21 protein-coding genes and 3 tRNA genes are annotated in these 21,598 nt (G+C 57.0%); 23 read left to right on the forward strand and 1 reads right to left on the reverse strand.

Annotation, left to right across the window (positions count from 1 at the left end):
- Positions 1 to 125: 125 nt before the first annotated feature.
- Entirely contained in the window at positions 126 to 1,322 is a 1,197-nt protein-coding gene (locus H2O65_RS05530; RefSeq protein ID WP_182140761.1) for a cell wall-binding repeat-containing protein, read from the forward strand.
- A 24-nt stretch (positions 1,323 to 1,346) separates the two neighbouring features.
- On the opposite strand, the gene H2O65_RS05535 is transcribed toward H2O65_RS05530, so the two are convergent.
- A complete protein-coding gene (locus H2O65_RS05535; protein WP_182140762.1) occupies positions 1,347 to 2,594 on the reverse strand; it encodes a carboxylate--amine ligase in 1,248 nt (415 codons plus the stop codon).
- Between the two features lie 193 nt (positions 2,595 to 2,787).
- On the opposite strand from H2O65_RS05535, the gene H2O65_RS05540 reads away from it, so the two are divergent.
- The 22 genes from H2O65_RS05540 to H2O65_RS05645 all read left to right on the forward strand — a co-directional run bounded on the left by H2O65_RS05540 (position 2,788) and on the right by H2O65_RS05645 (position 21,586).
- Positions 2,788 to 2,860 (forward strand) — tRNA-Gly (locus tag H2O65_RS05540).
- Positions 2,861 to 2,912: 52 nt separating this feature from the next.
- Positions 2,913 to 2,983, forward strand: a tRNA-Cys gene (locus H2O65_RS05545).
- Position 2,984: 1 nt separating this feature from the next.
- Positions 2,985 to 3,056: transfer RNA gene (locus tag H2O65_RS05550), tRNA-Val, on the forward strand.
- 125 nt (positions 3,057 to 3,181) lie between these two features.
- On the forward strand, positions 3,182 to 3,634 hold the full coding sequence (locus H2O65_RS05555; RefSeq protein WP_182140763.1) for an AraC family transcriptional regulator: 453 nt from the start codon (positions 3,182 to 3,184) through the stop codon (positions 3,632 to 3,634).
- A 192-nt stretch (positions 3,635 to 3,826) separates the two neighbouring features.
- The gene (locus H2O65_RS05560; RefSeq protein WP_182140764.1) at positions 3,827 to 5,296 is read left to right on the forward strand and encodes an amidase; all 1,470 of its coding nucleotides are present in this window, start codon (positions 3,827 to 3,829) and stop codon (positions 5,294 to 5,296) included.
- A gap of 79 nt (positions 5,297 to 5,375) precedes the next feature.
- Positions 5,376 to 6,464: a lipid II:glycine glycyltransferase FemX gene (locus tag H2O65_RS05565; protein WP_182140765.1), complete on the forward strand. Its 1,089-nt coding sequence runs from the start codon at positions 5,376 to 5,378 to the stop codon at positions 6,462 to 6,464.
- Positions 6,461 to 8,485: a threonine--tRNA ligase gene (gene thrS / locus H2O65_RS05570; RefSeq protein WP_182140766.1), complete on the forward strand. Its 2,025-nt coding sequence runs from the start codon at positions 6,461 to 6,463 to the stop codon at positions 8,483 to 8,485. Before H2O65_RS05565 ends, thrS begins: the two co-directional genes overlap by 4 nt.
- The gene (locus H2O65_RS05575) at positions 8,486 to 9,064 is read left to right on the forward strand and encodes an HIT domain-containing protein (RefSeq protein ID WP_182140767.1); all 579 of its coding nucleotides are present in this window, start codon (positions 8,486 to 8,488) and stop codon (positions 9,062 to 9,064) included. It begins immediately after the preceding gene.
- Positions 9,064 to 9,699 (forward strand): phosphatidylinositol phosphate synthase, encoded by a 636-nt coding sequence (gene pgsA, locus H2O65_RS05580; protein ID WP_182140768.1) that lies wholly within the window; start codon positions 9,064 to 9,066, stop codon positions 9,697 to 9,699. The genes H2O65_RS05575 and pgsA overlap by 1 nt, the downstream gene beginning before the upstream one ends.
- Positions 9,696 to 10,643 carry a phosphatidylinositol mannoside acyltransferase gene (locus tag H2O65_RS05585; RefSeq protein ID WP_182140769.1) on the forward strand — a complete coding sequence of 316 codons (948 nt, stop codon included), beginning with the start codon at positions 9,696 to 9,698 and terminating at the stop codon, positions 10,641 to 10,643. Before pgsA ends, H2O65_RS05585 begins: the two co-directional genes overlap by 4 nt.
- On the forward strand, positions 10,640 to 11,812 hold the full coding sequence (locus H2O65_RS05590; RefSeq protein ID WP_182140770.1) for a glycosyltransferase family 4 protein: 1,173 nt from the start codon (positions 10,640 to 10,642) through the stop codon (positions 11,810 to 11,812). The genes H2O65_RS05585 and H2O65_RS05590 overlap by 4 nt, the downstream gene beginning before the upstream one ends.
- A complete protein-coding gene (locus H2O65_RS05595; RefSeq protein WP_182140771.1) occupies positions 11,809 to 12,393 on the forward strand; it encodes a hypothetical protein in 585 nt (194 codons plus the stop codon). Before H2O65_RS05590 ends, H2O65_RS05595 begins: the two co-directional genes overlap by 4 nt.
- Positions 12,383 to 13,669, forward strand: a complete 1,287-nt coding sequence (locus tag H2O65_RS05600) for a PrsW family intramembrane metalloprotease (RefSeq protein WP_182140772.1) — start codon at positions 12,383 to 12,385, stop codon at positions 13,667 to 13,669. Before H2O65_RS05595 ends, H2O65_RS05600 begins: the two co-directional genes overlap by 11 nt.
- Positions 13,662 to 14,237, forward strand: coding sequence for an NUDIX hydrolase (locus tag H2O65_RS05605; protein WP_182140773.1), 576 nt, complete (start codon positions 13,662 to 13,664; stop codon positions 14,235 to 14,237). Before H2O65_RS05600 ends, H2O65_RS05605 begins: the two co-directional genes overlap by 8 nt.
- A gap of 83 nt (positions 14,238 to 14,320) precedes the next feature.
- Positions 14,321 to 15,079, forward strand: coding sequence for a YebC/PmpR family DNA-binding transcriptional regulator (locus H2O65_RS05610; RefSeq protein ID WP_182140774.1), 759 nt, complete (start codon positions 14,321 to 14,323; stop codon positions 15,077 to 15,079).
- Between the two features lie 8 nt (positions 15,080 to 15,087).
- Positions 15,088 to 15,732 (forward strand): crossover junction endodeoxyribonuclease RuvC, encoded by a 645-nt coding sequence (ruvC, locus tag H2O65_RS05615; RefSeq protein WP_182140775.1) that lies wholly within the window; start codon positions 15,088 to 15,090, stop codon positions 15,730 to 15,732.
- 63 nt (positions 15,733 to 15,795) lie between these two features.
- Positions 15,796 to 16,389 (forward strand): Holliday junction branch migration protein RuvA, encoded by a 594-nt coding sequence (gene ruvA / locus H2O65_RS05620; RefSeq protein WP_182140776.1) that lies wholly within the window; start codon positions 15,796 to 15,798, stop codon positions 16,387 to 16,389.
- A 19-nt stretch (positions 16,390 to 16,408) separates the two neighbouring features.
- Positions 16,409 to 17,452: a Holliday junction branch migration DNA helicase RuvB gene (gene ruvB, locus H2O65_RS05625; RefSeq protein ID WP_182142681.1), complete on the forward strand. Its 1,044-nt coding sequence runs from the start codon at positions 16,409 to 16,411 to the stop codon at positions 17,450 to 17,452.
- Between the two features lie 118 nt (positions 17,453 to 17,570).
- Complete coding sequence (gene yajC / locus H2O65_RS05630; protein WP_182140777.1) at positions 17,571 to 17,990, forward strand: preprotein translocase subunit YajC; 420 nt, start codon at positions 17,571 to 17,573, stop codon at positions 17,988 to 17,990.
- Between the two features lie 38 nt (positions 17,991 to 18,028).
- The gene (gene secD / locus H2O65_RS05635; protein WP_182140778.1) at positions 18,029 to 19,942 is read left to right on the forward strand and encodes a protein translocase subunit SecD; all 1,914 of its coding nucleotides are present in this window, start codon (positions 18,029 to 18,031) and stop codon (positions 19,940 to 19,942) included.
- Entirely contained in the window at positions 19,935 to 21,026 is a 1,092-nt protein-coding gene (secF, locus tag H2O65_RS05640; protein WP_182140779.1) for a protein translocase subunit SecF, read from the forward strand. Before secD ends, secF begins: the two co-directional genes overlap by 8 nt.
- Positions 21,023 to 21,586: an adenine phosphoribosyltransferase gene (locus H2O65_RS05645; RefSeq protein ID WP_182140780.1), complete on the forward strand. Its 564-nt coding sequence runs from the start codon at positions 21,023 to 21,025 to the stop codon at positions 21,584 to 21,586. The genes secF and H2O65_RS05645 overlap by 4 nt, the downstream gene beginning before the upstream one ends.
- Positions 21,587 to 21,598 lie beyond the last annotated feature (12 nt).

Genomic DNA, 21,598 nt, shown 5'->3' on the forward strand with positions numbered 1-21,598 from the left:
ACTTGTTGCTCGCCTGCATCTAGACTGTCGCACTTTCTTCCGGCATGTCCCCCGTACCGAGTCCTGTGGAATTGCAGCCAGAAGGGGAAACTCCTACGAGTGGCTCCGAAACGGGGGAGTTACCCGTGGTAGGCCCCGACGATAACCCAGTAGAGAACAGGGAAGAAGCAGAGACTCTAACGGATCCTGATGCCACCATGGTTGACACCGACCAAAGCATGTCCGGAGACTTGGAGCACCTAAGTTACGGCCCAGAAGAAGGTGTTCAACCTACCGGAGCCGAAGATGCTCTGACCGCACAGGTCCTTCCTCAGGGCTCATTTGCAGATGCCACGCCGCTGATTCGCGGGACACAGAGGGCGTCCGGAGGCGACAGGTATGCAACCGCAGTGGCGATCTCTAAGCGACTCTTTCCGAACGGAAATGCTGACTCGGTATTCATTGCTTCTGGAACGTCGTACTCAGACGGATTGGCCCTGGGCGCACTTGCTGCCTACGCCGGGGGACCGCTGTTGCTCACATCGGCCCAGTCACTACCACCAGTCGTTCACGATGAAATACAGCGGCTCACCCCAAAGACCATCTATATCGGCGGAGGAACGGGTGCAGTAGGCGCCAATGTTGAGCGGCAGCTCTCGCTTCTTTCCACCGAGATTGTCAGGCTTGCTGGGACGGACAGATATGGCACCGCACGCGCAATCGCAGGGGAGTTCCCAGCCGGATCACCGGTTGCGATATCTACGGGTACAGATTTCCCGGATGCGCTCGTCGCCGCAAGCGCAACCCCAAAGCTGGGGGTGTGGACTCAGGTGATTGCGAGGGTCGCGAATACCAACCCCGGCGAAGTCACTTTGGTGGCTAACGGCACGAGTCCTGTTGTTACCGGGACTGGACCACTGTGGATCGACAATCAAAGGACACTCGTTGGTGAGGCCGCGCCGGTTCTCGAAGTTTCAACACCAGGGTGGGGGATTGGCGCAATCTCGACCGATGGAGATCAAGTTGCTGTCACGGCAACAAATGAGAACGGGGAGGGCGCTTGGATTCTAGTCTGGAGCATGCGTGAACAGCGTCTAGCAGCTGCAGTTAATGCGCTTTCAGCCTGGGCGCAGACATCGATAAGTGGCGACGTCCTCGTGTGGGGTAACGGGACTTACGGTGGTGACGGTTCCATGTTCATGTGGGACGCCGAAGGGCTCGGTATCAGCAACATTGGAGACGCCCCAGGAATATCAATTCCGTATGTCAACGGGAGGATTCTGGCAATCCCGTCCCTGGATGACTCAGGTGCAGTGATCTGGTCCTTTGCCAAAGTGCCCTAAGTTTGGAGCGCGCAAATCCCGCTCCTAGATACCTGTCTCGAAATAGCGGTGGAACTTTCGGAAATAGTTGTAGGTCTGCCCCAGTGCGATTGCCTTCCTCTTCAGGTTCTTCTCAACCGGGCGGCGCAACGGGTTGACGACTCGGTGCTCCCGCACCAGGAAACGCACCTTCTGGAGCAGGATGGGATCGGTGGTGTACTTCTTGATAAGGGAGACCGGAACCAGAGTGTAAAGGGCCGGACTAACGGCATCTACACGAGGTTGGGCGCGCTTGTCGATGAGGTCGTTTGCCATGATTTCCATTGGGTTCGCTCCCGCGGCCACGACGTAGTAGGAGTTGCGTCCAATGCGGGGGTTGACCTCTAGGAAGTACGGCTTGTCATCCCGCGGGTCGACTTTGATATCAAAGTTAGCGAAGCCCGTGTACTGGCCAGCTTTCAGAATCCTCTCGGCAGACTCCCAAAGCTCAGGAAGAGCCTCCGTAATCATTGCCACGGGGTTCCCAATCATGGTTGGAGACGGATCCTGCAATAATACCTGGGCTGAGCTCCGCAGCTTCACTTCGCCGGACGAGTCCACGTAGAACGTCAGTGAGCGCATCTGATCATCGCCACCTGGGATGAGCTGCTGGACCAGGAACTTGTCACGAAAACCCGCTTCGCGCAGGCGACTCCACAGCTCGTTGAGCTCGGTGGCAGTCGATATGAACCAGATCTTCCTTTTTCCTGGAAAGGAGACCTTCTCGTAAGCGCTGCCTGAAGACGCTTTGGCGACCACTGGGAACGGGATGTCGATGAGAGGTGCTTCCCAATCATCGTCCGCGCCGGCGCAGTTCACGACGATGGTTTGGGGTGTGGCAACCCCAAGGTCTGTGCATACTTCGGCGAAGGAATCCTTGTCACAGAGCTTGGCAATTGTAGCGTCCGTTGGTGACGGTATCAGGTAGTGCTCTTCAAGTACATGACGATGGCGTGCGAAAAATCCGATAGCTCCGTCAGAGTTTGCTAGCAAAATCAGGTGTTTGTCCCCGTTTGCTTCAGCCACCTCAGTAAGGGATGCGAGCCTCTGCTCATCGCTTGCACCCGGTTCAATGTGCTGAATGTCAAAGAACACCGACTCTTTAATAAGTGCGACAGGCTCGTTGGCAACGCACAGGCACCTGACGCCAAAGGCTTCATAGCACTCAAGCCCAAGGGCGTAGGCTCCTGCATCTCCACCAAACACAACAGGGAGAATGGGTTTGGTAGGAGTCGAGTGCGAGTTGCTTACCATTTTCAGCCTGCCTAATCTTCGCGTGCATGCAGCGACAAGCAGAAGTCCCATTTGCCGCCAGCCCTAGGATAGCTTTCAATTCTAGCTGCGCAGCCTCCTTCGCCAATGTCGTCTACCTCCCTCGACTTGCTAGAGTGTCAAAGCCGCGGGTAGAGTTTTGCCTCGTGATTGGCGCCCGCCTCGGGTGCCAAACGCGGATGTAGCTCAGTTGGTAGAGCATCACCTTGCCAAGGTGAGGGTCGCGGGTCCGAATCCCGTCATCCGCTCTCTCACGGTTTCTCCGTATGGTGGTATGTCGGGTAAATTGATGAGTGTTATGGTGGGTTGACCGAGAGGATAGGTAGCGGCCTGCAAAGCCGTCAACACGGGTTCGAATCCCGTACCCACCTCGGGCCATTGGCGCAGGGGTAGCGCGCTTCCTTCACACGGAAGAGGTCACTGGTTCGATCCCAGTATGGCCCACACAGCAGGATCTGCATGATACCAACGAAAAGTCCTTACACACAGACGTGAAAATGGTGCCAATGGGGATGTTTTGGGGATATCATTTTTCAGACTCCAACTTCCAGCCCGTTATCCTTGAGTCTATGAGTAACTACTCTGTGAATCACTCGCTCGGCCGGATCGACGTCATCGAACTTGACGATACCCCTGCCCTGAGTCGCGACGTTGGCCTTAATATCTCGGCGATTCAAGCTGCCTGGCCCGGTTTTGAGAACTCATTCGACTCGCTGCAGGGTCGCAAGATGATGGGACTCTTCTACGGTGAGCATGGCGTCTATCGGTTGTCGTCTGTGCGGCTCGATCGAGATTTCGATAACCCCCTTGGTCTGGACGAAACCGTCATTCCTGGCGGGAGCTACCTCCGGCTGCGTTTGCGCGGGTCTGCCCCGTCCATATACGACGATATCGCCCCAGCATTCGACGTACTCTTCGATCGCGCAGACCACGACCCGAAGAGGCCGCACATCGAGTACTACCGCCGTGAGGGCGAGGTCGACTGCCTGGTACCGATTAGCAGAACGAGCCAAAGCGAATAGTAGGTCCCATAAGACTTGTGGTGATGGACCCCCCTCCAGACTCACGGTGACGGCGCTAGCCCTCCAAGTTCGCGAAATGTATACGTTGGGGTGAAATCTGCTTCTGGGGTGTGTACTCGGTGTGCACATCGGTTCCCAACGTAATCATTTCGCTGAGCGTCGGCGGGAGGGTGCGCGTGGGAGTATTGACACATGGTTGAACTGCATGAACTCCCGGCCCTCACCCAACGCGAACTCCTCACTCAAGGCACCATCTCTCCCGTCGAACTAACCGAGCACTACTTGGAGCGGATCGACCTACTGAACCCGAGTGTTCACGCACTTACGACAGTTACGCCTGAGCGTGCACTGGATAGGGCCCGTCAACTCGAGGACGACAGTCGTGATAGAGGTCGGCCTACCCGTCACGAGTCTCCGCTGTGGGGCATGCCCTTCGCTGACAAGGACTTGAACGATAGGGCTGGGGTTACCTCTACCTATGGTTCGAGACTCACGGCCGACTATATGGCTGGGGAATCTTCACCAATCGTTGTTGATATGGACGAGGCCGGAGGGGTCTCACTGGGAAAGACCAACGTTCCTGAGTTCGGCTTTCCGGCATACGGGGAGAATCTCTTGCCCCAAGGATCGGCCCGCAACCCATGGGATCTGACGCGCGATCCCGGGGGGAGCTCCTCTGGGGCGGCGGCTGCCGTTGCTGCGCGAATGCTACCTTTTGCGCCTGGCAACGATGCCGGAGGCTCCATTCGCATTCCCGCCTCTGCATGCGGATTGGTTGGTCTCAAACCAACCCGAGGACGAGTGCCAGGGGAGTCCGGCATCGCCTCCCTCGCGGGGCTCGCGGTAGGGGGACCTCTTGGGCGCAGCGTTGGTGATGTTGCCCTTCTGCTGGACGGGATGGTTAGCGGACCAAATAGGTATGCACTGCGTGCCCCCGACGACCTCGGACTTCCGGCCTCGGGCTCTTACGTGGATAGTCTTGAAGCCCCTCTCCGCCCACTGCGAATTGGGTGGAATGTGTGGTCGCCTTGGTCGACGAACTATGAGATTGAGGTCGACTACCAAGTGAACCGGGTGTTCGAGGAAGCCCTGTTAGCGGCAGTGGAGATGGGACACACTGTCGAATACGTCGAGCCGAGTCCAGCCCCGGACTACTTCGCGAGTTTCCGTGCCGTGTGGATGGCCAGCGCTGCATCACTCCCTGTTCCAGATGAGGCGCTCGACGCGCTCGAACCCCTCACCGCATGGCTTGTCCGCACGGGAAGAACACGTCCCGCTGCCGACCTTCCCAAGGCGCTGGCAGCACTGAAACAGTTCGAATTACAGATCATTGCTGACTACCAGCCCTACGACCTGATCCTTACTCCACTACTCGCCATGACACCGCGACCAACCGGGTGGTTTGATGACTCCGATGGGGAACGTAACTTTATGCAGCAGTGCCAGTTCACCCCTTTCACCAGCTATGTGAACGTTGCCGGCCTTCCAGCCCTCTCCATGCCTGTCGGCACGGGGCAGCCAGACGGTGCTCCGGGCGGGATCACACTACCGGTGGGCGTGCAGGCGATAGGCAGGCCGGGGGATGAGTCGACGCTTCTGAAACTCGCCTTGCAACTCGAGGAGGTTGCCGACTGGTCGTCGCGTGTGCCACTTCCAATCTGAACTTAGAGGACAACCTTGCTTGGTATTCTCAGCTTGTGCTAGGCGCGACAACGCGCAATTGCCAGATGTAGGAGGAGCAGTGCTCGAAGTCCATTCCGTAAGTGCAGAGGACCTACGTCAAGTCCAGAGTGGTCTTGTCGGTCGCACACCTCTCGAGCAGGCGGAACCGTGGGAGGGTTTCGCTGCTGTGATGGGTAGTCCTCTTCGCTTTCGACTCCTAATTAGCGAGGACGGAAAACCCCTTGCATTCGTATCGCTGTACAGCCATGAACTTCGCGGCGCAAAGTTCCTCTGGGCTCGTCGTGGCCCAGTCTGGTTGAAGCAGCCGCCACCGGAACGTGAAGAATCGGCCCTCTTAGCGATCAAACGATATGTAACAGCGGAAGACCCGGAGATCGTCTTCATCCGCCTTCACTCATGGTATGTCCACCCCTTCTTGCGAACCCCGATTCGCGTCCTCGGATATGATCGAACAGCCTTGATCAATGGAGCACGAGGCAACCGTCAGGCAGCTTTGGATGCCATGCCGTCAGCGGGACGCAAACTCGTACGACGATCCCAGACGCTGTTTGGTGAAGCGGGCGGAGTGATTGCGGAGGAGACGGGGCTTACTCAAGAAGAGTTTCACGAGTACTACAAACTCTTGGAAGAGACTGCCCTGAGGGACTGCTTCACGCCTCATGAAGAGAACTACTATTGGCAGCTCCTAGTTCAGTTGGGTCCAGAGCACGCGCGGCTATTTGGTGCCCGCATCGACGGTGACCTGGTGTGCTGGGATTTGGTAATCGCCTACCGCAAGAATGTTGGGGCGTTCTTCGGGGCTTCCTCCGACAGTTCGCGGCAGACCAAGGCGACGGTGCTCTTGGACTTCGAGGTGGCGTGCATGCTGGCCGAAGAAGGCATGTGCGACCTCGATTTGATGGGTGTGCACTCACCGATGGTCCCAAGCCTCTACAGCGTGGGCCGGTACAAGCTGCAGTTTGTGCAGAACTACACGAACGTACCGGGGCTATGGGAGTTCCCACTCCGTCCCAACATTTACGGAACTCTATGTGGCGCACTCAAGGTTAGGGCCACATGGCGGTCGGTGTCTTCAAGGCTGCGGCTATTATTGGACAGGCAAGGCGGGCCCACCGCACCTGAAAGTCTGACGCTGGGGGAAAAGTGACATCATTCGTGGTGAATGTTGATGGAGAAGACCAGGAAGTTGAACCTGGGACCACAGGTCTGGACCTCTTTGGGAAACGACGTGACATCGTCGCAATGACTCTCAATGGCAAGGAGGTTGATCTCGCAGCAGAGCTGCCGAACGGGGGCGTAGTCTCCGCGATCACCATTGGCTCACCTGAAGGGCTTGCGATTCTCCGCCACAGCAGCGCCCACGTGCTTGCGCAGGCTGTCCAGGACGTCAACCCCCACGCTGACCTTGGTATTGGCCCGCCAATCACCGATGGCTTCTACTACGACTTCGGTGTTGACGAGCCTTTTACTCCAGAGGACTTGCGTGCTTTGGAAAAGTCCATGGCGCGGATCGTCAAAGAGAACCAGACCTTCCGCAGAAGGGTAGTTTCCGAGGACGAAGCGCGCGAAGAGTTAGCCGATGAGCCCTACAAGATCGAACTGATCGCCGACAAGTCGTCGGCTACTTCCGAGGACGGATCATCCGTAGAAGTGGGCGGCGACGAGCTCACCATCTATGACAACGTACGCCGCAATGGCGATGTGGCATGGAAGGACCTGTGCCGCGGCCCTCACGTGCCGTCAACGAAGTACCTGGGGAACGGCTTCGCATTGACGCGGTCGTCCGCAGCCTACTGGCGTGGAAGTGAGAAGAACGCTCAACTGCAGCGTATCTACGGCACGGCCTGGCCCACCAAGGATGAACTGAGGGCTTATCAGGAACGCATCGCAGAGGCTGAGCGACGCGATCACCGCAGACTGGGCAGCGAACTGGACCTGTTCTCCTTCCCAGATGAAATCGGGTCGGGACTACCTATCTTCCACACCAAAGGTGCAGCCGTGCGCATGGAGATGGAAGAGCACTCACGTCGCCAGCACCTAGCCGGCGGATACGACTTCGTTTCAACCCCCCACATCACAAAAGGCGAATTGTTTGAGCGTTCGGGACACCTCGCTTGGTACAAGGACGGAATGTTCCCACCCCTCCATGTCGATGAGGTCGTCGATGAGGAAACGGGGGAGGTTACCAAACCTGGTCAGGACTACTACCTGAAGCCCATGAACTGCCCCATGCACTCACTGGTTTTTGGTTCACGAGGGCGCTCATACCGCGACCTCCCTATGAGGTTGTTCGAGTTCGGTACCGTGTACCGATACGAGAAGTCCGGTGTGGTTCATGGCCTGACGCGCGCCCGCGGTTTCACGCAAGATGACGCGCACATCTACACCACTAGATCGCAGATGAAGGATGAAATCCGCGAAGTCTTAGAGTTCATCTTGCAGTTGCTGCGTGACTACGGACTGGAGGATTTCTACCTGGAGGTCTCCACCAAGGATCCCGAAAAGTACGTTGGCACTGATGAGATTTGGGATGAGGCAACGGCAACACTTCGCGAGGTTGCTGAGGAATCAGGCCTAGAACTGGTCGAAGACCCCGGCGGCGCAGCGTTCTATGGCCCGAAGATCTCAGTGCAAGCCCGCGACGCCCTCGGCCGCACCTGGCAGATGTCCACGATCCAGTTGGACTTCAACACGCCTGAGCGCCTCGACCTGGAATACACGGAGTCGGACGGATCACGGCAGAGACCCGTGATGATTCACAGGGCTCTCTTCGGCTCGATTGAGCGCTTCTTCGCGATTCTTCTTGAACACTACGCTGGCGCATTCCCACTGTGGTTGGCACCTGTTCAAGTTCGACTCATTCCCGTTGCCGACGCTTTCAATGACTACATGGATGACATTGCCAAGAAACTGCGGAAAGAGGGCGTCCGTGTGGAGGTCGATACTTCTTCCGACAGGTTTGGTAAGAAGATCCGCAACGCTTCCAAAGAGAAAATTCCAGTGGTCCTGATTGCCGGGGGCGAGGACGAAGCCGCAGATGCAGTCTCTTTCCGCCTTCGCGGCGGCGAACAGATCAACGGTGTTCCCGTTGATGACGCCGTGGCGAGGATTGTGGATCACATTCGGACGCGGCGCAACGACGACGACATTTGGCCAGTGGCACAGTAGATGTCTCAGCAGAACGGTGTTGATTCCGGAGATGGCCACGAGTTGGCGGGTGCCCCAGACGGCTTCGAACGTCTGTGGACCCCATACCGCATGGCCTACATCGAATCCGGTGACACGAGGGCGGCCTCGGCATGCCCGTTCTGTGTCGCACCATCACTAAACGATGAGGACGCACTGATTGTCCACAGGGGGCGCAACGCGTTCGTTATTCTCAATCTCTACCCCTACAACTCTGGCCACATGCTTGTTTGTCCCTACCGGCATGTAGCTGACTACACCGACCTGACGACCGATGAACGGATCGAGGTCGGTGAACTCACCGCCGAGGCAATGCGGGTGGAACGGCTTGTTGCAGCCCCCCACGGGTTCAACCTGGGGATGAACCAGGGTGCAATTGCGGGAGCAGGCATTGCCGGTCACCTGCACCAACATGTCGTGCCAAGGTGGGGTGGGGACGCCAACTTCTTCCCGATCATTGCCCAAACCAAAGCGATTCCAGAGCTACTTGGGGATGCCCGCGCCAAGCTCGCGGCAGCCTGGCCTGTAGAACGTCCGTCGAATGATGAGGAGATCGTGTAGTGCTTGGAAACCATGGCCGGTCGGTTGCGACCGTAGTCTTCACTCCGTTTGCAAAGCTGCTGGCCCGCATCGGTATCACACCGAACATGGTGACGTACGGATCCGCTGTCATCGTTGCCGGGCTTTCTTTCGGCCTTCTGGCTCGGGGCTACCTGGGATTAGGGGGGATTCTGCTGGGAGTCGTCCTGTTCGCGGATTCGGTCGACGGCGTGCTCTCCCGCCTGACTGGCACGTCCTCGAAGTACGGTGCCTTCCTTGACTCCACCATGGACAGAATCACCGATGGAATGGTTTTTGGCTCACTGCTGTGGTGGGCGATTGTGGGACTGCCAGACGGCGCCATCCGGACAACAACGATTGTCGCCGGAATCGTTTCAATGGTTGCCATTGGCGTGGTGCCTTACACGCGTGCGAGGGCGGAAAACTTCGGCGTCGTTGCCAAGGTCGGAATTGCGGAACGTACCGATCGGCTCATCATCGTCCTCGTCGGTGCGGGTTTCACAGACTTCGGGCTTCCCGAGGTTCTCTTCCCAATCGGAATGGTCTGGGTGGCGTTTGCTTCGTGTGTGACAGTCATCCAGCGGATGGTGGTCGCCCACCGCGCCCTGGCAGGCGAGGGGCTAGAACAGTCATGAACTTGGGTCGCATCTATCGTTTTGCTTGGCGCATTCTTCCACACTTACCGCGCACACTGGTTTATGGCGGGGCGGACATTGCGGCCCGAGTGGTCGCACGAGGCAATGGCGGTTCCGTACGTCAACTTCGAAGCAACTATGCTGCACTACTGGGCCAGGATGCTTCGCAGACCATGGTTCGACAAGGCGTGCAATCGTACTTCCGGAGTTTTGCTGAGCAGTTCACGCTTCCGGGATTCTCCACAGCAGAGATCAGGCAAGCATGTGTTTACCCCGGGGTTGAGACAGTTCATGACCTGATGAAGGACGGCCCCGTAGTCCTAGCCCTGACACATTCCGGCAACTGGGACATGGCGGGCGCTTGGTTCTCCCAAGGCTACGGCACGGTTCTCACGGTTGCTGAGAAGCTGGAACCACCAGAACTGTTTGATGAGTTCGTCAAGTTCCGTAACTCTCTTGGTCTCGAGATTATCGGGGTGGGTCCCGGTGAGCACGTGTTTGAGCAACTGAAGGACCAGGCGCGAGGACGTTCTGTGTTGGTGCCACTCCTTGCTGACCGGGATATCTCTGGAAGCGGAGTTGAAGTCATGCTCGGCTCTCAGGCTGCTCTCGTTGCTGCTGGACCTGCTGCGCTTGCAGAGGCCCTTGACAGGCCTTTGATCGCCGGTCATATTTCATATCGACGGTTCAAAGGCAAATGGCAGCTCTACTTCCATTTCACGGACCCCATACCTCGTCCGACTCCTGGAGCGGGACAGTCTTTAGTAGAGGCATGGACCAAGGCATGGGTAGAGGCCATTGCTCCTATCATGCAAGAACATGTTGTCGACTGGCACATGATGCAAAAGCTCTATGTCAAGGACCTGGACCCTGCCAGGCTAGAGCGAGCTAGGAAGCGTGCACTGGAGAATAGGGCTGAAGGCAACGAAAGGGAGATGCAGTGAGGATCGGTATTGTCAGTCCATACTCATTTGATGTTCCAGGTGGCGTGCAGATCCACATCCAAGACCTGGCAACGGAACTGGTGCGTCGCGGACATTTTGTGTCAGTTCTTGCTCCTTCCGAGAGCGATGACCACCCCGACTGGTTTGTGCCTGCAGGGCCTGCTGTCGCCATCAGGTTCAACGGTTCTGTTGCCCGGCTGTCATACGGTCCGCGCGCAGCAGGGAAGACCAAGAAGTGGCTGGAAGACGGCAATTTTGATGTTGTCCATATTCATGAACCGGGCACCCCATCACTTGGAATGCATGCACTAAAAAATGCCGATGTGCCCGTCGTGGCTACGTTTCACTCCGCTATGGAGCGCTCCACAATCCGCACTCTAACCGCCCCGCTTGTTCGCCCTCTGCTGGAGAAAATATCGGCCCGCATTGCTGTGTCGAATGAGGCGCGGCGAACACTTGTCGAACATCACGGTGGTGATGCGATCATCATTCCCAATGGAGTTGAGACGAGTTTGTTCAAGGAGGCGGCTCCCACTCCCGAATGGGAAGGATCCGTCGACGTGCCCGTCATTGTTTTCCTCGGGCGTCTTGACGAGTCGAGAAAGGGTCTTCCAGTCTTCGAAGGCGCAATTGAGCCAGTTCTCGCAGAGTTTCCACACGCCAGGTTCCTTGTTGCGGGCCGCGGGGATGCCAAGGTCTTGGACTCCGTCCTCAAACGCCACCCAGACAACGTCACACTCCTTGGGGAGATCAGTGATGAAGAGAAGGCTTCCCTCCTGAGCGGGGCGACCCTTTACATCGCACCGCAAACGGGTGGCGAGTCATTCGGTATTGTTCTGGTCGAGGCGATGGCCGCAGGTACCGCTGTTGTCGCATCGGATATCGCCGCATTTTCGGCGGTCCTTGACAATGGAAATGCCGGAGAGCTTTTCTCCAATAGAGACTCCAAGTCCCTTGCAGAAAAGACGAGGGCGCTTCTGCGCGATCCCGAACGCGTCGAGGCCCTCGCTGCAGCCGGTCTTGCGCGTTCAGCGATGTATGACTGGGGAACTGTGACCGACCAGATCATGGCCGTCTATGAGGAAGTAGTCGACTGGGGTGCCCCGCCCGTGACGGGCACTGCGTACGAAACCGTTCGATCGAAGATGGGCAAGGCAGATCCTCAGTGACATCCTGGATGTGGTGGGTCAGTGGAGGGGTGATTCTCATCGTGACGGTTGCGACCTTAGCTTGGACCTATGGTGCAAGGATTGACCGACTGCACCGGAGAATCGCGTCCGCGCGGCTCCGCTTGGATCGACACCTAGTGAAACGCTCTGCAGAGGCTGTGAGGCTTGCCGATTCGGGAGCACTCACAAAGGAAGATTCGAACGCTCTTCGGGAAGTGGCTACCGCGGCCCTGAGCGCCGCTGAGTTTCCATTGGCTGAAGATTCTCTGGGAGGGTTTGCACGACAGGGTCGAGGCAGCGCAGAGGATTCGGCACTGCGACGCCACGCTGAATCTTCTTTATCGCAAGTACTTCGCTCGACGTTGACTCCCGAGCTGCGCGGGGAGCTGGAACAGTCCGTCCTGACTCACACACAGTTGGACGTGCTCGCTTCTGCGACCTACAGGGCGCGAGTGGCTCGCAACTTGCACAACCAGGATGTCTCCAATGTACGCAGGCTCCGTGCCAAGCCGATTGCACGCGTGTTTCACCTCAGTGGTAGAGCACCGTTGCCACAGTATGTGGATATAGATGACCAGTAGCGAGCCTAATCCCTGGGAGCGGTACCGGCTCTCAGCCCAGAGATCTGAGCGGCAAGACGAGGGGCATCACCTCGATTCACCCTCGCCATACTCCCAAGCCCAGCCCTCTTCAGATGCAAAAGTTGGGCGGTTCCGGACGTGGTGGGTTGCAAGAGGGCTGTCGACCTCGGACACGGTAATCGTCATTGCCGCAGTAGTGGGTTTGATCGCGACCAGTCTTGTCTTGTTTCAAAGTACCGGGTTCGTCTCTACCGGTGCGTTCGGCCTAATTGCGTTACTCCCATTGGGGATCGTGGCATGGGTTCTCTCCCGCTCGGACGCATTGGCACCAATGCCGCTCAGATACCTTCTCTTCTCAGCTGCATGGGGCGCCGGTGTCGCAACCGCAATTGCGGCGGCTATCAACACAGCCCTTTTTGAAGATCTCATCCACTATTTAGGCGACGTAGCATCTGCGGAAGTCCGCGCTGCGGTCCTGGTGGCGCCGTTCTCAGAAGAAGTCCTCAAGGGTCTTGGGGTTGTGGTCATTCTTGTCGTGGGTCGCCCGTACGTGGTCTCACTCAGCAATGGTGTGGCAGTCGGGGGTTTGGCTGGTGCGGGATTCGCATTCACTGAGAACATCCTCTACTTTGCTCAGGCCCACGCTGAAGGTACTTCATCCTTGGGCGTGACCATCTTTGCCCGCGCAGTTATGAGTCCATTCGTCCATCCCCTCGCAACATCCCTAATCGGGATCGGCGTTGCCGCGGCTCTTCTAGGTCCCAAGGGGATCTGGAGTCGTTGCTGGCGAGGTGGCGTGGGGTGGATTGCAGCCATTTTCGTTCATGCTGCTTGGAATGGCTTGGCCAGCAGGGGGATCGAGTGGCTTGTCTGGTACATCCTGCTTGAGGTTCCACTCTTTATTGTCTGGCTGATCTGGATACTGCGGCGGCCGAAAAAAGAACTTCCGCGTATTGGACAAGGCTTGGACCCCTATGTGGCAACAGGTTGGTTGTCCACCCAAGAGCTCCATATGGTTTGCGATGCCGGGGGGAGGAAGTATGCGAGGCAGTGGGCCCGGAAAGTCGGCAAGCCAGCCCCGAAAGCGCTGCGGGGTTACATGAAGAACGCGGGACGGCTGGGACTAGAGCAACGCCAGATTGAGAACAGCGGACCGTCACGCCCTCGTACCCTGGTTGCACAGAAGGCACTAGCTGAGATGATCATTCATCGGGAAGCGTACTTGGAAGCCGGTCAGTTGGCCGTTGAAGAGGGAAGAATCGCCGGAGATGACTGATCTGGGTCCCGACTGGGTTCCCGACGACGAGGGCGTACCCAGCCGAAAGGGCGCGAGGCTACTCATTTTTGATCGTGAAGGAAACATTCTCCTGATCAGGGGCCACGATACGCACGACCTCAAACACCGCTGGTGGTTTACGGTCGGCGGAGGGTTGGAGCAGGACGAGGATCCGCGTGCGGGGGCACTTCGTGAGGCGATTGAGGAGACCGGATTCTGTTTCGATGCACGTTTCGTGGAAGGTCCGGTCATGCATCGAAAGGCGGAGTTTCGTTTCCGTAATGTCATGGCACGTCAAGAGGAGCTTTTCTTCATCGCGCGTGTTGACGGAGTGAGACCACAGGTCGAGTCTCAGAACCTAACTGCGCTGGAGAACGAGACGCTCGACGAGTTTGCCTGGTTTTCTCCGGAGGAACTAGTAGCTCTTGCAGGGCGTGAGACGGTGTATCCGCTGTCACTACCGGAACATGTGCTTGCGTGGCACAAAGAATGGGATGGCGTTTACGTAGAGTTGGCGGCCGAGGGCGGCGCCACGCAAGGGTGGGTAAGGGACCCCGATCCGCGTTGATGTGAATGCAAGGCCGTTTGCCGGTACTGGAAGCCGGTCTACACAAGGTAGAATCACCAGCGAATCTGCAACAGGGAGGCATCATGTCCGGTCACTCTAAGTGGGCGACAACAAAGCACAAGAAAGCCGCCATCGACGCGAAGCGTGGAAAGCTCTTCGCACGACTGGTGAAGAACATTGAAGTGTCCGCACGTAACGGTGGGGGTGACCCCGCTGCGAACCCGACGCTCTATGACGCCATCCAGAAAGCCAAGAAGAATTCGGTTCCGGCAGACAACATTGACCGTGCTCTCAAGCGTGGGTCCGGCGCTGAATCCGGAGGCGCTGACTGGCAGAGCATCATGTACGAAGGCTACGGACCCGGTGGTGTCGCGCTGCTGATCGAGTGCCTGACGGATAACCGCAACCGTGCAGCGTCTGAAGTTCGAGTCGCGCTGAGCAGGAACGGTGGCTCGCTTGCCGAGCCTGGCTCCGTGTCATATCTCTTCAGCAGGAGGGGCATGATCGAGGTACCCACTGAAGGCGTCGACGAAGACAATCTGTTTGAGGTGGCGGTGGAGTCGGGTGCTGACGACGTCGTTCGTTATGGCGATATTTTCAGGATCACTTCAGATCCATCGGATATGGTCGCAGTCCGCACCGCACTGCAAGGCGCGGGCATTGACTACAACTCGGCGGAAGCAGAATTTGAAGCGTCAGTCGAGGTTCCAGTGGATCTTGAGGGCGCAAAGAAAGTCATGCGGCTGATCGATGCTCTGGATGACTCCGACGACGTGCAAAACGTGTTCTCAAATGTAGATATCTCAGAAGAGGTAGCAGCGGCCCTTGAGGAAGAGGACTAGACCGGGCAGTGAGAGTACTGGGAATTGATCCCGGCCTCACGCGCTGTGGTTTGGGGGCCGTGGAAGTCGATGATTCACGGAGGGCCACACTGGTTGGAGTCGAAGTGGCTCGAACCAGCCCCTCCCTGGCCACCCACTTCCGCCTCAGGGATATTGCAGATGCAATCGCAGCGGCCATTGGCAAGTACCAACCTGAGGTAGTTGCAATCGAGCGTGTGTTCACGCAGGACAATCTTCAGTCAGTGACGCCAACTACCCAGGTTATGGGTGCCGCAATGGTGGAAGTGGGACGCGCGGGACTTGCCATGGCTGTGTATACGCCTTCCGAGGTTAAAGCGGCAGTCACCGGATCGGGCAGAGCAGGGAAGGCTCAGGTCCAGCACATGGTCGCACGCATCCTGTCACTGTCCGCGCCCCCACAGCCCGCCGATGCAGCGGATGCTCTAGCTATCGCCATCTGTCATGCATGGCGGGGGACAGGCCTCTTGGGTAGCGGATCTGATAGCGCCGTGGAAGTGTCACTGTCTGGGAAAGTTTCTTCGAAGGCTCCACTTACTCCAGCCCAGCTGGCTTGGGCGCAAGCCCAAGCAATGCAAAAACGGCGAGGAGCAGTCGATCCAAGGCGCAGCACGCAGAGGAAGAACACCCCGTAGCGGCAGGCATTTCTTCTATTGTCGGTGCGCACTGGTATCGTACAACTGTTCGAAGGGGGAGCTATGATCTCATCACTTACAGGCACTGTCGGTATCCGCAGTGCCGACTGGGTGCAGATTGTCGTGGCAGGAGTCGGTTTTCGGGTAGAGATTCCGAAGTCTTTGCAGATTACCTCTGAGGAAGTCACGTTGCAGACAAGCCTCATCGTCCGGGAAGATTCTCTAACCCTCTTTGGATTCACAACCACGGAAGAACGTGATGGCTTCGAAGTTCTCATGTCTGTTTCTGGAATTGGACCAAGACTCGCCCTCGCAGCTATTGACACCGTTGGGCTGGATGATTTGCGCAGTGGCGTAGCATCAGGCGACTTGGCGCTGCTTACACGGATACCGGGCGTCGGAAAGAAGACGGCGCAGCGTATGGTTCTGGAAATCGGTGACAAGTTGGGTTTGCCAGCGGATACTGCAGGCGGAGGCTCTTCTGGTTCAACCACGACTAGTACGCTGCGGGAACCTGTTGCAGCAGCCCTTGAGCAGTTAGGGTGGCCACGTGCCATCGCAGAACGTACGCTAAATGAACTCTCGGGTGAGTTTACAAGTGTTGAAGAAATGTTGCGTGGCGCCCTAGCGGTTTTGGGGGCTCAGCGTGGCTTCTAATATCGATGACTTCGACTACTTGAACACACCGGCTGAGGAACCTGAAGTAAGCCGGATCATTGCTCCGGACAGTGATGAGATAGAAAGGGCAGCCGAAGCCGCGCTGCGCCCTCGTTCCCTCAACGAGTTCATTGGTCAACCTGCTGTTCGCCGCCAGTTGAGTGTTGTGCTCGATGCGGCGCGCGGGCGTGGGGAGCCAGCGGATCACGTTCTCCTAGTAGGTCCACCTGGCCTGGGAAAGACCACACTCGCGATGATCATTGCCTCCGAAATGGGGGCGTCACTGCGTCTCACTTCAGGTCCCGCTATTCAGCACGCCGGCGACCTCGCGTCGATTCTGTCGGCGCTTCAGCCCGGGGACCTGCTCTTTATTGATGAGATCCACCGTTTGGCGCGGACTGCCCAGGAAATGCTCTACATGGCGATGGAAGATTTCAGGGTTGACATCATTGTTGGCAAGGGGCCCGGTGCCACTTCCATTCCGCTCACCCTGCCGAGATTCACGGTCGTTGGTGCTACAACAAGATCTGGCATGCTACCGGCCCCCCTCAGGGACCGGTTTGGGTACACCGCCCACCTTGAGTTCTATTCGGTAGCCGATCTCCAGGCAGTGGTCGGTCGCAGTGCTTCCCTTTTGGGTGCAAAGCTGGAGTCGGGGGCAGGAAATGAGATTGCTCGTCGTTCGCGGGGGACACCACGTATTGCGAACCGCTTGCTACGCCGCGTTACAGACTATGCACAGGTAGCAGGCGAGCTGACCGTCTCTCAAAAGAGTGCGTCCAATGCGCTTGAACTCTTCGAAGTGGATGCGCTTGGACTCGATCGTTTGGACCGTGCCGTCCTAGAAGCCATGTGCCGTATGTATGGCGGGGGGCCCGTAGGCCTGTCAACGTTGGCCCACACGGTCGGGGAAGAGGCTGAGACACTCGAGACAGTGGCAGAGCCCTATCTGGTACGGCACGGCTTTATCGTTCGCACTTCACGTGGCAGGGTTGCGACACAGAAAACCTGGGCTCACCTAGGTCTAGTCCCGCCGGAACCGGATGCCCTTTTTGGCGCATAGCTGATTTTTGTGAGGTTTACTAGTTAGTTGCGGCATAGAGGGTCCGCCCAGGTTACGTAAACCACAATCTGTCCCCTAGACTTTGTGAGCATTGCAATCGATGGAAAGAAGGTCCCCCGTGGAGATCCTGTTGTTCATGGCAGTACTTGTTGGCGGCATGTTCGTAATGAACTCCTTTGCCAAGAAGTCGCAGAAGAAGCGCCAGGATGAAGCAGAGAAGACCATGTCCGAACTCATGGTTCCGGGGGCCTGGGTACAGACGTACTCCGGCTTTTTTGGACGTTTTGTCGATACTGATGGCGACGTCATCATCCTCGAGACTCCCAGTGGGGAAGAAACCTACTGGTTGCGTGCTGCTATCCGTGCAGTAACCGACCCCCCTTTCGAGACCTTGGGTGAGTCAGAAGACGATATTGAGGTAGATGTACTGCAGATCGAGTCCGACGTTGATGGCACGGACGAATCAGAGCAGCTTGACGGTGTCGTCGATTTGGATGGTGAGGTCGCAACCGAGCCAACTGAAGAGTCAAACAAGTAAGAATTTAGTTAAACCGCGCAGATAAAGGTTCCACTACCTTGGCAACAAAAAAGAATCGGCCGGGCAGAACCCTGCTCTCCATGCTTATCGTTACAGCGATCGCAGTGGGAGCACTGGTTATTGGCCATTTCACGCAGGGGGCCGGCTTTACCCCGAAACTCGCCCTCGACCTTGAGGGCGGGACGCAGATCATTCTGACTCCCAAGCTTGAAGAAGGCGCCGATGCACGTTCTGTGACAGCAGATGACATGAATGAAGCAATCGCAATCATTCGTCAACGAGTCGATGCGTCTGGAGTAGCAGAAGCGGAAATCTCGACACTGGGCTCGAACAACATCGTTGTTGCGATTCCCGGGGACACTGACGAGTCGATTCTGAATCTAGTTCGCACCTCAGCAACCATGCGTTTCCGTCCGGTTCTGACCACAGGTAGCCCCCTTCCCCTCGATTTGTCGCAAGTTCCCCAGAGTGAAACGGAACTGGCCGCGATGTCTTTGGAGGAGCTCGCGAACAGCCTGGCCGACACCAACGGTGATGGCGTTATCTCGGAAGAACCCGTTGCGACACCAGAGAACAACTCGGACACGGCATGGATCACAGAGGCGAACTACCGTGACTTCCTGTTGCTTGACTGTACGGATGCCGCGAACCGCACAGGTGGTATCGCGGATGATCCAGCCGCGTCCATGGTTACGTGTGGCGTTGACGGAGATGCCAAGTACATTTTGGGGCCAGTTGATATCGAAGGTACCCACCTGAAGAATGCTTCAGCCGGAATGGACACTACTGCCACTGGCCAGCCCACCGGACAGTATGCCGTGTCCCTTGAGCTCGATTCGGCGGGGACTAAGCAGTTCGCGGAGGCGTCGCAGCGTCTGTATGAGTTTGCTGACACCGACGCAACGCGCAACCGGTTCGCGGTCGTCCTCGACGGTACCGTTATCGTCGCACCTTCAATGAATGTGCCCATCAGCGACGGTCGCGCAAGCATTACAGGCAACTTCACAGCCTCGGAGGCTCAAGAGCTGGCGAACCAACTCCAGTTCGGTTCACTTCCGCTCAACTTCGAAGTCCAATCTGAACAGCAGATTTCAGCAACCCTTGGTGTTGATCACCTTCAGAAGGGTATCTGGGCAGGTCTGGTCGGACTTCTCCTGGTTGTGGGCTACATGGCATGGCAGTACCGTGGTCTGGCGCTGCTTTCTGCTGGGTCACTCGTCGTTGCAGGCGGCCTCACTTATCTAATCATCACGATATTGTCGTGGACCATGGGCTATCGCCTCTCACTTCCCGGTGTTGCGGGCTTGATTATTGCAGTCGGCATCACTGCTGACTCCTTCATTGTCTACTTCGAACGCATTAGAGATGAAGTTCGAGATGGAAGACCGCTCTCAGTTGCCGTTGAAGAAGGTTGGCAGCGCGCCAAGCGAACGCTAGTTATTTCTGACGCTGTCAACCTAGTCGCCGCTGTTGTGCTCTACGTGCTCGCTGTGGGCGGTGTGCAAGGCTTCGCCTTCACACTGGGCGTCACGACGGTCGTCGACCTAATAGTCGTCTTCTTCTTCACGCACCCGATGATGTCGCTGATGGTGCGAACCAAGTTCTGGGGCCAGGGACACAAGCTCTCGGGGCTTGATCCCGCCCACCTTGGTGCTTCAAACAGCTCGATCTACAGGGGCCGCTTGAACGCGGAACCCATTCGCAAATCCAAGGTACAGGTACCAGTTCCTGTGGGTGCGGGTGCGGCCTCGGCAGTTGAACCCACAGTGATCACGGATACTACCCTTGAGTCCAGTGCTGACGAAGTGGATGCGTCTGTAGACGTACCACCAGTCGTCCGGCAAGCACCAGGTGAGCCGCGACTATCGCTGGCAGAACGACGGCGCCTCTCTCCGAGCACCGGGGACTCTAGCGGGGAAGAATCAGATGTTAAGGAGGAAAGCCGTGGTTAGTTTTTCCCAGTGGGGTAATGAGCTTTACTCTGGCAAGAGGTCCTACAACATTGTCGGTCGAGCCAAGACATTCCTGACCGTCGGTATTACGTTGATGATCGTATCGCTTCTCCTTGTTGGCTTCAGGGGTCTCAACCCTTCGATTGAGTTCTCCGGAGGAACACAGTTCATCATCTCGGGTGCGCCAGGTGCTAGCCAACAGGTTGCCTATGACACCCTTGCTGCTGATGGGATTACCGAGAACGTTCGCGTCTCAGCATTGGGGACGGACTCCATCCGTATCCAAGCCCAAAGTCTCGATACTGCGCAGACAACGGAACTTCGCAACGACTTGGCTGCGGCTTACGACGTGCCACCGGAGGATGTACAGACAAACTCGGTGGGTGCAACGTGGTCCCAAGACGTCACCCAAAAGGCCCTTCAGTCAATCTTGATCTTCGTTCTGATCGTGGCAGTGGTGATGACGGTGTACTTCCGTTCTTGGACGATGTCACTGGCCGCAATGGTGGCGCTCGCACACGACCTCGTCATCACGGTTGGCTTCTTCGCCCTCACCCAAGTCGAAGTGTCGCCCGCAACTGTCATCGGATTCCTCACGATCCTCGGTTACTCCCTATACGACACCGTGGTTGTTTTTGATAAAATCCGTGAACTGACTGCGAATCACATTGACCAGAGGAAATACACCTACGGTCAACTCGTTAACCTCGGTGTGAATCAAACTCTCGTGCGCTCCATCAACACGTCTGTGGTCGCACTACTACCTGTCGGTTCAATCCTCTTCATTGGATCTCTACTTCTCGGTGCAGGCACACTCACAGACATTTCTCTTGCACTATTCGTCGGAATCATTGTTGGGACGTTCTCATCCATCTTCATCGCCGCTCCCACTTTGGCTCTCATGCAGAGCCGCCGAGTGAAGACAAAGAAGGTGGATGACACAATCCTCGAAGTTCGAGAGAAGACACATGTCGAGGGTGAAAAGCACCAAGATGAGGTGCTCGTTGCCCGATCCAACACCAAACCGGGTCACCACCTCGGTCAGAGTGCGCAACCGAAGCGCAAGCGCAGGGGGAAGAAGTGAGTTCCAAGAGTGAAGTAGCAAAGACGGTTGAATCAGCGATTGGTCTGATCCCCGACTTCCCCGAAGAGGGCGTCCTCTTCCGAGATATCACCCCTCTGATTGCCAATGGGCCTATTTTTGCAGAGCTCACTGAGTACCTCGCGCAGAAGTACGCAGGGCACATTGACTATGTGGCCGGCCTGGAGTCACGGGGCTTTATTTTGGCCGCCCCACTGGCCGCAGAGCTTGGAATCGGGATGCTCACTTTGCGCAAGGCAGGCAAGCTTCCGCCCCCTGTGGTTGGGGTTGACTATGCACTAGAGTACGGCACAGCACGTTTGGAGGTACGGCCTGATACTGTTCCTCAAGGTGCACGTGTCCTCATCGTCGACGATGTGCTCGCAACCGGCGGCACCGCGGCGGCTGCAGTATCACTCCTAGAGCACTCGGGCGCACACGTCGTTGGCATGTTCTTCTTGCTCGAACTTGTTGACCTAGGTGGACTTGCGAAGATCGAACGGGAAAACGTTGAAGTCTTGATAAAGGTTCATGAAGACGGCGAGGTAGATCCTCAAGAGTAGGACTATCATTGC

Origin of the sequence: Schaalia sp. JY-X169, assembly GCF_014069575.1 — a bacterium.
Lineage (GTDB): Bacteria > Actinomycetota > Actinomycetes > Actinomycetales > Actinomycetaceae > Scrofimicrobium.

What these genes read in the sequence shown, in the direction of transcription:
- H2O65_RS05600 (WP_182140772.1), top strand. Translation starts at nt 12,383, where the DNA reads ATGACCAGTAGCGAGCCTAATCCCTGGGAGCGGTACCGGCTCTCAGCC.
- H2O65_RS05555 (WP_182140763.1), top strand. Translation starts at nt 3,182, where the DNA reads ATGAGTAACTACTCTGTGAATCACTCGCTCGGCCGGATCGACGTCATC.
- H2O65_RS05535 (WP_182140762.1), bottom strand. Translation starts at nt 2,594, where the DNA reads ATGGTAAGCAACTCGCACTCGACTCCTACCAAACCCATTCTCCCTGTT.
- H2O65_RS05585 (WP_182140769.1), top strand. Translation starts at nt 9,696, where the DNA reads ATGAACTTGGGTCGCATCTATCGTTTTGCTTGGCGCATTCTTCCACAC.
- H2O65_RS05605 (WP_182140773.1), top strand. Translation starts at nt 13,662, where the DNA reads ATGACTGATCTGGGTCCCGACTGGGTTCCCGACGACGAGGGCGTACCC.
- ruvA (WP_182140776.1), top strand. Translation starts at nt 15,796, where the DNA reads ATGATCTCATCACTTACAGGCACTGTCGGTATCCGCAGTGCCGACTGG.
- H2O65_RS05575 (WP_182140767.1), top strand. Translation starts at nt 8,486, where the DNA reads ATGTCTCAGCAGAACGGTGTTGATTCCGGAGATGGCCACGAGTTGGCG.
- H2O65_RS05560 (WP_182140764.1), top strand. Translation starts at nt 3,827, where the DNA reads ATGGTTGAACTGCATGAACTCCCGGCCCTCACCCAACGCGAACTCCTC.
- H2O65_RS05610 (WP_182140774.1), top strand. Translation starts at nt 14,321, where the DNA reads ATGTCCGGTCACTCTAAGTGGGCGACAACAAAGCACAAGAAAGCCGCC.